Source organism: Bradyrhizobium sp. (assembly GCF_004799445.1).
In the GTDB taxonomy this organism is placed as follows: domain Bacteria; phylum Pseudomonadota; class Alphaproteobacteria; order Rhizobiales; family Xanthobacteraceae; genus Bradyrhizobium.
Window position 1 is genome coordinate 65,225 of record NZ_SSNA01000069.1, and the last position, 12,431, is coordinate 77,655.

Annotated in this window: 11 protein-coding genes and 1 tRNA gene; 7 read left to right on the forward strand and 5 right to left on the reverse strand. The window is 58.2% G+C overall.

Annotation, left to right across the window (positions count from 1 at the left end; genetic code table 11):
• Positions 1-3 precede the first annotated feature (3 nt).
• Genes E8A46_RS09510 through E8A46_RS09520 form a run of 3 tightly spaced genes read left to right on the forward strand, consistent with a single transcriptional unit; the run spans position 4 to position 3,248 of the window.
• Positions 4-1,089 carry an AbrB family transcriptional regulator gene (locus E8A46_RS09510; RefSeq protein WP_291559783.1) on the forward strand — a complete coding sequence of 362 codons (1,086 nt, stop codon included), beginning with the start codon at positions 4-6 and terminating at the stop codon, positions 1,087-1,089.
• Complete coding sequence (locus E8A46_RS09515; protein ID WP_291559787.1) at positions 1,031-2,206, forward strand: ABC transporter substrate-binding protein; 1,176 nt, start codon at positions 1,031-1,033, stop codon at positions 2,204-2,206. Before E8A46_RS09510 ends, E8A46_RS09515 begins: the two co-directional genes overlap by 59 nt.
• A gap of 16 nt (positions 2,207-2,222) precedes the next feature.
• Entirely contained in the window at positions 2,223-3,248 is a 1,026-nt protein-coding gene (locus E8A46_RS09520) for a cobalamin-independent methionine synthase II family protein (protein WP_291559789.1), read from the forward strand.
• Here the strand turns inward: E8A46_RS09520 and E8A46_RS09525 are convergent.
• The gene (locus E8A46_RS09525; protein WP_291559822.1) at positions 3,229-3,762 is read right to left on the reverse strand and encodes a disulfide bond formation protein B; all 534 of its coding nucleotides are present in this window, start codon (positions 3,760-3,762) and stop codon (positions 3,229-3,231) included. The genes E8A46_RS09520 and E8A46_RS09525 overlap by 20 nt on opposite strands.
• 275 nt (positions 3,763-4,037) lie before the next feature.
• Here E8A46_RS09525 and E8A46_RS09530 point away from each other — a divergent pair.
• Together E8A46_RS09530 and E8A46_RS09535 are read left to right on the forward strand one after the other, a co-directional pair.
• A tRNA-Leu gene (locus tag E8A46_RS09530) sits at positions 4,038-4,122 on the forward strand.
• 179 nt (positions 4,123-4,301) lie between these two features.
• The gene (locus E8A46_RS09535; protein ID WP_291559791.1) at positions 4,302-4,952 is read left to right on the forward strand and encodes an integrase arm-type DNA-binding domain-containing protein; all 651 of its coding nucleotides are present in this window, start codon (positions 4,302-4,304) and stop codon (positions 4,950-4,952) included.
• Between the two features lie 1,082 nt (positions 4,953-6,034).
• Here the strand turns inward: E8A46_RS09535 and E8A46_RS09540 are convergent.
• Genes E8A46_RS09540 through E8A46_RS09555 form a run of 4 tightly spaced genes read right to left on the reverse strand, consistent with a single transcriptional unit; the run spans position 6,035 to position 10,481 of the window.
• Positions 6,035-6,724: a tetratricopeptide repeat protein gene (locus tag E8A46_RS09540; RefSeq protein ID WP_291559794.1), complete on the reverse strand. Its 690-nt coding sequence runs from the start codon at positions 6,722-6,724 to the stop codon at positions 6,035-6,037.
• Between the two features lie 19 nt (positions 6,725-6,743).
• Positions 6,744-7,865: an FAD-dependent monooxygenase gene (locus E8A46_RS09545; RefSeq protein ID WP_291559795.1), complete on the reverse strand. Its 1,122-nt coding sequence runs from the start codon at positions 7,863-7,865 to the stop codon at positions 6,744-6,746.
• A gap of 29 nt (positions 7,866-7,894) precedes the next feature.
• Positions 7,895-9,055 (reverse strand): 3-oxoacyl-[acyl-carrier-protein] synthase III C-terminal domain-containing protein, encoded by a 1,161-nt coding sequence (locus E8A46_RS09550; protein WP_291559798.1) that lies wholly within the window; start codon positions 9,053-9,055, stop codon positions 7,895-7,897.
• Between the two features lie 58 nt (positions 9,056-9,113).
• The gene (locus E8A46_RS09555) at positions 9,114-10,481 is read right to left on the reverse strand and encodes an aspartate aminotransferase family protein (protein WP_291559801.1); all 1,368 of its coding nucleotides are present in this window, start codon (positions 10,479-10,481) and stop codon (positions 9,114-9,116) included.
• A 543-nt stretch (positions 10,482-11,024) separates the two neighbouring features.
• Between E8A46_RS09555 and E8A46_RS09560 the strand changes: the two genes are divergently transcribed.
• Positions 11,025-11,714: a TIGR04283 family arsenosugar biosynthesis glycosyltransferase gene (locus E8A46_RS09560; RefSeq protein WP_291559804.1), complete on the forward strand. Its 690-nt coding sequence runs from the start codon at positions 11,025-11,027 to the stop codon at positions 11,712-11,714.
• Positions 11,695-12,336, forward strand: a complete 642-nt coding sequence (locus E8A46_RS09565) for a TIGR04282 family arsenosugar biosynthesis glycosyltransferase (RefSeq protein WP_291559807.1) — start codon at positions 11,695-11,697, stop codon at positions 12,334-12,336. The genes E8A46_RS09560 and E8A46_RS09565 overlap by 20 nt, the downstream gene beginning before the upstream one ends.
• Positions 12,337-12,431 lie beyond the last annotated feature (95 nt).

Here is a 12,431-nt window from a genome sequence, read left to right on the forward strand (position 1 = left end):
GGCGTGAGCCAGATTCTTGCATCGCTGGCCGATGCCATCCCCAGCCGCACCGAGACCCTCAAGGTGCTTGAGACGCTCGCCATCGGCGCCGCTGGCGGCACGCTGTTCTTGTGGGCAAATCTTCCGGGAGGACTGATTTCCGGGTCCATGATCGCGGTCGGCGCCGCCGCCCTGGCTGGACGACCGCTCAGCGTCCCGCCGCACATCACCCAGGCCTTGCTGGTCCTGCTCGGGATCTCGCTGGGCTCAGTGGTGTCCAGGCAATTGATTCAGCATGTCGGCGCCTATCCGCTGACCATCGGCTTGTTGGCGCTGGCGACCTTCTGCTCAACCCTGGGGTCCAGCCTCTATCTGCAACGCGTCCATGGCTGGGATCGCACCTCGGCATTCCTCGCCGGCAGCCCCGGCGCGCTGTCGCAGATCACGATTCTCGCCGTCGAACGTGGCGCGGACTTGCCGGCGATCGCGGTGGTGCAGACCCTGCGCGTGATCATCCTCACCGCGGCGCTGCCGCTGATATTGGCAATGACGGGGATTGCGTCCGCGTCGTCGCCGGCGCTTTTGGTCGTGTCCGCCACGCCGCTTGGGCTGCTCGCGCTCGCCGCCGCCTCGCTGGCGGTTGCGTTGTTGCTGCGGCTAGTCAAATTTCCAGCAAGCTGGATGTTCGGCGCGATGATTGCCTCCAGCGTGCTGCATGGCACCGGATGGATCGAGGGCGGCCTGCCGACCTGGGTACGGGGCGTGGCGCTGATCGGGATCGGCTCGTTGATCGGAAGCCGTTTCACGCGAATGAAGACAAAAGTCCTGCTCGGCCATATCAACGCGGCGCTGGGATCGTTCGCGATCGCGATTGCTGTTTCCGGAATTTTCGTCGCGGTGATCGCGGTGACCACCCAGGTGCGGCTCGCCGACATCATCGTCGCGTTCGCACCGGGGGCGATGGACGCCATGCTGGCGCTGGCGCTGACCCTGCATATCGACCCGATCTTCGTCGGCGCCCATCACCTCTCGCGCTTCGTGTTCGTCACCATTGCAACGCCCGGCATTGTCCATCTGTTCGGACGCCCGCAGGAAGACGTGGACGACTAGGCCCGGCTCCCGAGGGAGCATGCCTCCCGAATCAGACCTTGTATTGCCCTCGGTCTTGGGACACGATTTCGCCAATCAATCAGCATGCACGAAAAGACATGCAAAATTGTTTTACAGGGAGCGAACGTTGAATCGATTCGTTGCATCACTGCTCGCAATCCTGATTCTGGGATCGGTCGCCACCGCTCAAGACAAGCCGCCGACCAAGGCGATTTTCCTGCTCAATTGGTACGTCTACAGCGAGCACGCGCCGTTTTTCCTTGGCCTTGAGCGAGGCTATTTCTCGCAAGAGGGAATAGATCTGCAAATCCAGGAGGGCCGAGGTTCGGTTCCGACCGTCCAGGCGGTCGCTGGCGGGACCGCAGACTTCGGCTATGCGGATGTCGCCTCGGTCATCAAGGCGGCCACACAGGGCGCCCCGGTGATTACAACCGGCGTTCTACTGCAGAAAAGCCCGATGGCGCTGATCGGATTGACCGAGCGAAATATCCGCGTCCCGGCGGATATGCGTGGCAAGACCGTCGCGACCACCCCCGGTGACTCGCTTTCGCTGGTATGGCCGCTGCTGTTGAAGAAGATGGGACTGAAGGAAGATGAGCTCACGGTGGTAAGCGGGGACCCGCAGACCAAGCTCAATGCCGTGATCAATGGGCGCGCGGACCTGATGCTTGGTTACCTCATGGATCAGAACCTGCGCATCGCGAAAGCGACCGGCAAACCGGTCACGGTCATCCCATTTTCGGATTTTGGGGTGAACCTGGTAAGTTCATGTGTTGTCGTTTCGCAAAACATGCTGACGACCAATCCTGATATGGCACGTCGCTTCATGAAGGCCGCGACCCGCGCGGTCGAAGCCGCCGAAAAAGAGCCGGAAGCCGCCGTGGACGCCTTGCTCAAGGCCTATCCGAAGGCCGGCGAGCGACAGTTGTTGATCGACGGTCTGAAGCTGACGCTGCCGCTGTATCACACCGATGACACCAGGGATCAGCCGGCGTTCAGGGTCAGCCCGGCCAATTTTGCAAATTCGGTAACGATGCTCGTCGAGTATGCCGGCGTGAACAAATCCGCCGCGAGCCGGCCGCAGGACTTCTATACCCTTCAATACTTGCCGAAATGAGCCGGAGATAAAAACAATGACAGCCGGAAAGCATATCCAGACCACAACCGTCGGGTCGTATCCAATCCCCAGCTGGCTGGTGGCGGCGCCATCGGAACAGGCGCTGCTTGACGCCACCCGCGTGGTCATCGCCACCCAGGAGCATGCAGGCATTGATCTCGTCTGCGACGGTGAACTCTATCGATTCGATATCAATCATCCCGAGACCAATGGAATGATCGAATACTTCGTCAAGCCGATGGCCGGCGTTCGCACGGAGATCGGGTTTGACGAGTTATTGGACTACCGTGCGCAACCGGGCATGCGTTTCCGAACGCGGCCGCCCGCCGTCGTCGACGCCCCGCTCGGCAGCGGCACGCTCAATCTTCCGGATGCCTGCGCGCGCGCCAAGGGCGTCGCGAGCCGACCGCTCAAATTCACCGTCACCGGTCCGCATATGCTCGCCAAAACCGTCCTCAACAAGCACTACAAGGACACCCCTTCCCTTTGCATGGCGATTGCAGATGTGCTGGCGCAACAGGTTCGACATATTGATGCCGAGGTCGTGCAACTCGACGAAGCCAATCTCCCCGGTCATCCCGAGGAATGGGAGTGGGCCGCCGCGGCCATCAACAGAGTGCTCGACGCCGTTCAGGGCAAGGCGGCCGTGCATCTCTGCTTTGGCAATTACGGGGGACAGTCGGTCCAGAAGGGCAGCTGGGGCAAGCTGATTGCCTATCTCAACAGCCTTCACGTCGATCACATCGTCATGGAGAATGCGCATCGCCCGGCAGGTGAATTGTCGGTTTTCAGGGATTTGCGGCCCGAGATCGGCATGGGTCTCGGCGTCATCGACGTCAAGCGGACCGAGATCGAACGACCGGAGGATGTAGCGCGTTCCATCGAACTGGCGGAGCAGGCGATGGGCGCGGGCCGCATCAGGTATGTTCACCCGGACTGTGGGTTCTGGATGCTCAGCCGGACCATCGCCGACGGCAAGATCCGCTCCTTGGTGCAGGGACGCGATCTGTTCGAAGGGCGGCTCAAGACCGTCGCAGCTTGACGATACCCCACACCGCGATGGCGGCCATCAGAAGCGAAATCAGCACATTGTAGCCCGCCAGCGACAGGCCGAGGAAGCGCCACTGCACCTCGTCGCAACGGATCACCTTGACGGTGTCGAGACGCTCCAGCAGGCTGCCGGCGCTGCCGAGATTGCCGATCGGGCCGGTGCAATCGGTCGGCCCCTGCCAGAACTGCCACTCGACGCCGGCATGATAGGTGCCGAGCACGGCATTGCCGAGCGCGGCAACCCAAAGAATCGCGAGCCCGGCCAGCAGCACTCCACGCGGGGCATCCCTGCCCGCCAGCAGCGCCGTCAACGCGCCGAGCGGAACCACCAGATAATAGGCATAGCGCTGCTCGAGGCAGAGCGGACAGGGGCGGATATCCAGCACCAGCTGGAAGAACCAGGCTCCCGCCAGCGTCGCCGCCGCGATGGCGGTGATCGCCAGCGCCGCGATCAGCGCCGGATGAGCGTCATTGCGCGCAGACGAGGTGTTGGCGGTGGCATCAATCGTCACGTTCGTCTCCCGGTGTGCAAGCCTCCTATCCCGTGCGGGCAGCGCTGTCGAGGCATGCCCGTTCACAGCGATGTGTTTTGCCAGGCGATGACGCGGTAAAAACCACCGGTTCGGCGCCGGTTGCCTGCCGATGTCGGCGACCCCCGGAAGGGTTCGAAGCCACACGCCGCTGCTTCGGTTCAAACCGGCGGTTGGCGGGTTGACCGGCAGTCGCCGCCCGCTATATTCCGCCGGCTTTGCGACGCCAGCCTTTGGGCGGGCGTCCGAAGGCCCCTGTGGCGGAATTGGTAGACGCGCTCGACTCAAAATCGAGTTCCGCAAGGAGTGCTGGTTCGATTCCGGCCAGGGGCACCAGAAGCTTTTCCGCAGCAGTCCGCCTCCGTCCACGAAGGCCCCGTTAAGGCCTGCTAACAGGCCATTTCTTCATCCGCCACCCTCCACGTCTTTCCGCTGACTTCTGACCATTTTGTTGGTATCCTTGTTGGTATATCGCGAGGCTGTTGGTATCGCGATTCCACCCCGGAACCGCACCCATGCCCGCACGCAATGATGTCACCTTCCGCTCTGCCAAGCCGCGCGAAAAGCCTTTCAAACTATCTGACGGTGGCGGACTGTTTCTTCTCGTTCAGCCCAACGCCACGAACCTCTGGCGCCTCGCCTATCGATACGATGGAAAGCAAAAGCTTCTTGCGCTCGGCCATTATCCGGTGACCTCGCTGACCGATGCGCGCATCAAGCGCGATGCTGCAAAGAAGTTGCTGTCCGATGGTATCGACCCATCGATCGAGCGCAAGAGCGAGCGTCGTACCGCCCAAATGTCCCGGAGAAATACGTTCAAGGCAGTCGCCGATGAGTTGATGGTCAAATTCGTAGCCGAGAAAGATGCGCCAGCAACGTTGAAGAAAAAACAATGGTTGCTCGACTTCGGCATCGCAGAGTTCGGCAATCGGCCAATCGCCGAGATCAAGGCTCCAGAGATACTCGATGCGTTGCGCAAGATCGAAAAGCGGGGACGGCATGAGACGGCAACGCGGGTTCGCAGTACCGTCGGCGCTGTTTTCAGGTACGCGATCGCCACCGGACGAGCTGAACGCGACCCATCTGCCGATCTCCGCGGCGCACTAATCACACCGACGGTCACACATCGGGCAACAATCGTCGATCCGGGCGCCCTAGACATCTGACCGACCGTAGAACTTTGGTCGTTTGTTCGCGAGCAGGCTATAGCCGAGAATTGCGCTGCCATGGAACCCGGCGGCGCGTATTCCGTAGGCGATGCGCCAGCGGTATGATCTTGGAAGTGTCCATGGCAATCGAACCAAAGGCGCTTAACATTACGAGGATCATAAGGACCACCGTGAACAGCAAAAACGATAATTTCTGAAGTTCCATTGCTAAAGTGAAAAATGGATTTTCTGTCTATTTCGTAAATCGAGCCATCGGTCCGCTTTCACTTCCATCCAATCGGATTTGTACGAAAGTATCGGACCAGCAACGGCTGCGCCCAAATCGATTGCAGAACCTGCTATAATAGCTAGGATTGCAACTGACCGAACAGCCAAATTTAGCTGAAGCACAGAACCCCTCCCCGCCCTGGTGATCGGGGAGTTAAGAAGCCTCGGTTAGGAGAGCCGCCTGCGCCTTTGGGCTTTCGCCTTGGACATACGCACAGACCTCCCCGACCATATGGGTCGAGGAGTGCTTTGACGGCGCACTTAGGCCGCCTAACCGAAGGGGTTCTTACGCCCCGAAACGGCATTTTTGGCCGTTTCGGGTGCAACAATACGCATGAGTGGAGTAAAAGTCGATACTTACCGGCGACCGAAACCGCACGCCGCTTCATCGAGCGTGCATGTCAGAGCATAACTCGGGTCAGCGCGGCCCTTGAGTGGGTCAAAATAACACGAGCTCCCACGGCCTGTTCAATCGCGATGCAAGCCTCAGATCTATCTGGTGGTCGCTCCTTCATTGCCCCGTTCAATAAGGGACGGCACGCGACATGCCGAGGACAGGCGCCGCACAATACCTACAAGTATCTGAACTCGCCTATGTTCTAACACGGGTCTTCGCGGCAATACCAACACCGCTACCAACAAATGGGACGTGCGCCTGCGAACGGCGGCGGCTTTGCGCCAGAACTGGTCAGTCGCCAACCGATAAGGTTTGCGCCAAACCTTATCAAGAAGCGACTGACTCCATCTTTGGCTTCGTCGAAATGCTGCGCGTTAGCTCGACTAGGCGACTTCACTGGTTGGCCGCCGCTGGCTCATTGCGCCGGTGTGCGAACGCCCTTTTGCGGTTGCGACAACATCTTCCTAATTTCGGCGCGCCGCGACTTATCCCAAATTGGCCGATTTAAAAGCCCTGGGACTGTTAGGGCATGTTCGAGAACCTTGATCGCTTCCGCCAGTTCGCCCTGACGATAGAGAAACTCTCCGTAGAAATAGTTCGCATCCAGTCCGTTCGGTGCATACTTGACTGCTTCCTGGTGGTAGTAGCGCGCCTTGACCTTGTCACCGAAGCCTATCGGGAATCGGGGTACTCCGTCATATAGAAGACCAAGAGTCGTCGGCGCAGCCGCATCCATGGTCGCGGGTTCGGTCTTTTCAACCATCTCCAAAATATCGCGCGCCCGCTTTGCCAACTCCAAAGCTTTCAGCGGGCTGCCATTCTCGTTTGCCAAGGACGCTTGCTCACTGGTGATGATCCCAACCCAAACAATCGGGTCAGGGATATTTTCGTATTGCTCCGCGATTTTTCCCGCGCGTTGCGCCAAGTCTGCCATTTGCCTTTCCTGGTCATCGCGGTCAATGACCTGCAGTTTCACATGTTCCCAATCGTGCGCGAGGCGTAAAAGCTCAGATTTCAGAGACGGATTTTCGCCCGCTTGCGCGCTTACCGACAGCGCGCCGAGCAGAAGCGTCCTAAGCAAAAATGCACCAAGTCCCTTTAACACCAAATTTTCTCAAAGATTTCTAGAATATTCCATTTTGCGGCAGGTGACGGGCCTCTTGTTCTATATCTGCACGCGGTAATGGTTGGGCGATGGCCGTCAATGCTGAGCGGCGAAGTGCCCCGACGTGCACGTCCAGTAAACGCGAGAAGATGCGAGGATGCGCCGCCAAGTTACGAAACGCCATTCGGCGCAGTCTATCATTGCCGTCGAAAAGCAACAGAGTTCGCGCCATTAGCCTCGGCATCCGCCCCATACGGCGATGACTTGCGTCGTATCTCCTGAGATCTCCCGCAGCGAGCGCCGCCGCGAGTGAATTGGCCTGCCGAAACGCCAAGGCGAGCCCTTCCCCAGTGACAGCATCGACTGAACCGGACGCATCGCCCACCAGGGCGATGCGTCCAGCAACAACAATAGGCAGCCTAGTGGACTTCGAGATTGCGCCGCGGGTTGGGCCGATCAGCTCTGCGCCACCGAGATGGCTCGCGAGTACCGGAAACATATCAACCAAATCCGAACCCCTGATATCTTCCCTGCCGATCGTCGCGACACAAACTTCATCCACCCCAACGGGCGTCACATATGCCTGACAATCCTTACGCCAATACACTTCTACAAAATCAGTCCACGGACGCACCCGAAAGTGCTGGCGCAACCCGATCCGGCGCGCGGCATTCCAATTCGGCGCCAGACCGGCCCAACGGCGCACGTTGGAATGAAACCCGTCAGCGCCCACGATCCATCGACAGCGAACCGTTCGGCCATCGACGACGACCCCGGCGGTATCAATCCCTTCTATCTTCTTTCCCCACAATGCTACGACGCCAACGTCCTTTGCGCGTTCTACCAGAATTCGATGAAGCTCAGTTCGGCGTATTCCCAACCCGAAGCTGTGGTTCGAAAACGTCGCTTCAGCCTCCAGCTTCTCGTCCAAAAATCGGATGCCACGGAAGCAGACCCCATTTCCGCTTCCCAGATTCACACCAATCCGACGCAACGCATCAAGCGCGTCGGGCATAAGACCTTCGCCGCAAGCCTTATCGATTGGCGGCTGGGCACGATCGGCAAGTATGACATCAAGACCAATTTGACGTGCAGCCAAGGCAGCAGCGAGTCCGGCCGGTCCCCCACCAATAACGAACACATCAGTCTCAGATGGTGCGAGGGGGGAAATCACCATTTTAACAGGATCATTTCGAGACAAAATCCCGGACCCATGGCCATCAGAACACCATAAGTTCCTTGCGGAGGGGTATCGTTCATCAAAACCTCCTCAAGCACGAGCAAAACCGAGGCGGACGAGAGGTTACCGAACTGGCGCAGGCAATCCCACGATCTATCCAGATCGCTGTCCTTTAGTTCCAGCGTACTTTGAATTGAGTCCAATACTTTAGGGCCGCCCGTGTGGATCACCCAATTGCCAATGTCCGCACGACGAAGCTGATACTTGCCCAAGAACGCGTCGATATCTCCAGCAAGCCTTCCCTTGATCAGATCGGGCAACTGTGGCGAGAGCACAATTTTGAAACCGGTTTCGGAAATGTCCCAACCCATGATTTCTTCGGTGTCAGGGTAGAACACCGAACCGGTACCGAGGATTTGCGGACCATGACGTGAAGATTGGGAGGAACCATTCGAACTTCGGTGAGCCGTTCTCGAGCCTCTGACAATGACTGCCGCGGCGCCATCGCCAAAGAGCCCCGATGCAATCAAATTTGCCGTTGAAAAATCCTCCGGCTGCATCGTCAGCGAGCATATTTCAACGCACAAAATCGCCGCCGTGTGATCCGGATAAGCAAGAGCATAATCAGCAGCCCGTGTCAGCCCAATTGCGCCACCCGCGCATCCGATACCAAAAATTGGTGTGCGTTTGATATCCGGTCGCAGCGTCATTCGATTGATCAGGCGCGCATCCAAGGAGGGACTCGCGATACCCGTTATCGACACCACAATGAGCGCGTTCAAGTCTTGCCGCGACATCCCCGCACGATCGAGTGCTAAGTCAATTGCACGCTCCCCCAACTCTTCTGCCGCCTCCAGCCACGCGGCGTTAGCCTCACCCCAGGTGGAAAATTGCGGGTACCTGTCTAACGGAAATGCCAGATGACGGAAGTCCACCCCGACACGCGAATGAAGCCAATCGAGTTTTTCTGGCTCTTGCAGTTTGGTATTCCAATAACCCTTGAAAGCCGCTGTGATCACTTCCTGGGGAAACCGGTACTCAGGCACTGCGCTCGCCACGCTGGCTATCCTCACAAACCCCGTCCCTTGTTCTTGAGCCGCTGTTCCCGTTCCCTCAATCGCTTTTCCAAAACCGCTTTCAATTTTTCCCACTTCGTATTCTTTCCAAAAACCTAGTTAGCTGTACTCGCATGAACCTTGATGGAATGGACTACATCGACCGAAAGAGGCGTTGGCCGATCTTGATAGGCTCAACCCAGAAGCTGCTAGAATTGTGAACCGACTCCAATGTTTGATCGAGAGCCGAAACGAACCGCTCCAATTGGGTATCGTCGATCGTAAGGGGTGGAGAGACCTTCAAGACCATGAAATTGTTGCCACAGACCTGACTCAAAATTCCATGATCGCGGAACAGGTGCATAACAAGAACCTGGCCAAACAGCGCCGGATGGATTTTCGAAAGCGTTTCGAAGCCAAGACGGAGCTTCAATGACCTTGGCGCCCTGAGCTGTACGGCATTGAGCATGCCGATGCCCCGGACCTCACTGAACATTTCATATTTGGTCAAACGCTCTAGGAGATTTTTTCGGAGCTGTTCGCCCTTTATCGTCGCGCGCTTCCCAAGTTGTTCGTCCTCAAGAATATCAAGCGTCGCCAGGCCGGCCCGCATTGCGAGGCCGTTTTCGCTAAACGTCGATGTATGGATGAGAGAACGCTTTATCGTGCTGTAAACCGACTTATAGATGTCATCTGACATCAGCACCGCACTGCATGGAACCAGGCCACCGCTGATCGCCTTTGCCAGCACCACCATATCGGGATCGACACCAAACTGATGGGAAGCAACAAAGGAACCGGTCCTGTAGAAGCCAGTCTGGACTTCGTCCATGACCAGTAGCGTTTTATGCTTTCGACACAACTCCTGCACCTTTTTGAGATAATCGCCAGAGGGCACGATTACGCCGGCCTCGCTTTGGACAGGCTCCAGGATAAATGCGGCAAAGGACCTACTAGCGAGCTTGAGTTCAAGATCGTGTAGATTGCCATAAGAAACGAATTCGGTGTCCGGCAGCAACAGGCCAAATCCCTTCCTCCAGAAATCGTTGGTCATGAGAGAGAGTGCGCCGCAGGTAAGCCCGTGAAACCCGCCCGATGCGCCCAAGATTCCAGAACGTCCGGTATGGGCACGAGCGAATTTGATTGCAGCCTCCACACCCTCACTCCCGGAACTGCCAAAGAATACTTTGGCGAGACGACCTCCCGCCAGCCTGCAAAGCCTTTCAGCGAGCTGTCCCGCCAACTCCGGCACATGGCTCTGCAGCATCGCAGGCCCTTTTTTATCAAGCTCATCCTTCAGCGCCGCAATAACACGCGGATGATTGTGCCCGATGTTATGAACGCAGTATCCGGAATTGAAGTCGGTAATGGTTCGGCCATCTGAGGTATGAAGCTCGGCCCCACTGCAGCGCGTATAAGTCACATTCATCTGCAAGGCGTCGAGCAGCCTGACCCATTGCGGATTGACGTACCGCGCGTACAGGTTCTCGCCAACGTCCGCGTCAGGCATTGTCCGAAGCATGAAGACCTCTTCAACTCTTGCCGGCGGTTCGTATTCGCACCGGAACTTTGACCGCTCGATGGCCGATCGTGTCCGCTTGCGGCGAAAAACTGACACTGGCCATACACACTCGACTGAGCTTGAAAAACGCTCTCGCACATCGCTGATGAGCGGCAGCCCTCAAGCGCGGCAAATAGCATGTTGTTATCTTGCAAACTCGGATGAAAGCGCGGGCGCTTGGTGTCGATTCTCAGGCCACGCTATGATTTTGCCGCTCCCGATTCGCTCGCGGCCCTAGCGAAGACCCCGGGTGTGGGGACCGCTTGACGGGCAGTTAAGACAGCTGTCATTAGCTTATTTTAGAATAATTCTAAAGGCTAAAAGTTTCGCGAATCGAACAAATCGGCGGGTTGGACCTCACGGAAGTCATCGGCGTTCCCGGTCACGGAAAAGTGTCGTCGGCGTATCGGATGACTCAATTTCAACGAGTGACGGCTTTTGCTCCGCACTTGCGCGGGGCTAAAGATACCCCAAACTGAGACCAACCCGCCGGACATGATTGCAATGCTATCCATCATCATTCCGGTTTTAAACGAGCAGGAAACCATCGGTAAGAGCCTGGCTGCGCTGCAGCCGCTTCGACGACGGGGCGTCGAGGTGATTGTGGTGGATGGCGGAAGCACGGACGCCACCGTTGCCTTGGCGCAACCGCTTGCCGACCTGGTGCTCGGCGCGCCTGTCGGCCGAGCCAGCCAGATGAACGCGGGAGCCCGGCGGGCCCAAGGCGAACATTTCCTGTTCCTGCATTCGGACACCGCCCTGCCCGAACAAGCCCTGGCGCAAATCTCCGTAGCGCTGAACGAAGGCAAACGGATATGGGGACGCTTTGATGTCCGGTTTGACTCCCCGCTCCGCATTCTTCGCGTGGTCGCCTTCATGATGAACGGGAGATCCCGTTTAACCGGTATCGCGACGGGGGACCAAGGGATGTTCGTGCAACGAGGGGCCTTCGAGCAGGTCGGAGGATTTCCCGAGATCGCGCTGATGGAAGACATCGCGCTTTCCAGATCATTGAAGCGTCTGTCGCGCCCTGCGTGTCTTCGTGCGCGGGTGACGACGTCTGCACGCCGTTGGGAAGAGAACGGAGCGCTTAGAACGATCCTGTTGATGTGGCGACTCCGCGCGGCGTTTTTCCTGAACGCCGATCCGTCACGTCTTGCCGAAAGATACAGACATGCCCGAAAGCACGGCTAATGCCGTCCAGCTCGCCATATTTGCCAAGGCGCCCATCGCTGGATACGCAAAGACACGACTTATCCCAAGCCTCGGGCCCGAGGGCGCCGCGGAGCTTCAGGCATACCTGATCCAGCGCACAATACGGACCGCGCTCGCATCGCCGCTTCGGCCAAAAACACTCTGGTGCGCCCCTGATTGCAATCACCCGATCTTTCGGTCGGCCAGACAGGAGCATGGTATCGCTTGCCATATCCAGGTCGGTGACGATCTTGGCGAGCGCATGTTCGGCGCCTTCGAGTTGCTGACCCCGCGGTCTCCGGTGCTGCTGATCGGAACGGACTGCCCAATTCTGTCTGCCGATCACCTCATGCGGTGCTCCGCGGCGCTGGTCGGCGGCGCGGATGCGGCGTTCATTCCCGCCGAAGACGGCGGCTATGCGCTGATCGGATTGAGAAGACCGGTTTGGCGGCTATTTGAGGGCATTCCGTGGGGGACCGGAGATGTGATGCGGCTGACGCGCGATCGACTCCGCGAGCAAAATTTGAGCGCGTTCGAAACGGACCAGCTATGGGACCTCGACACGCCGACAGACTATGACCGCGCGAAATCTGCAGCCCTGTTGAGCGATCCCGCGGCTTGAGGCCGCCGCAGGCCGCACACGTTCATCATCTAGAATTCAAATCGTCTCATGAATTTTCGGTCGATCCAGTCCTTCCAGCGCCACACCCAGCGCCC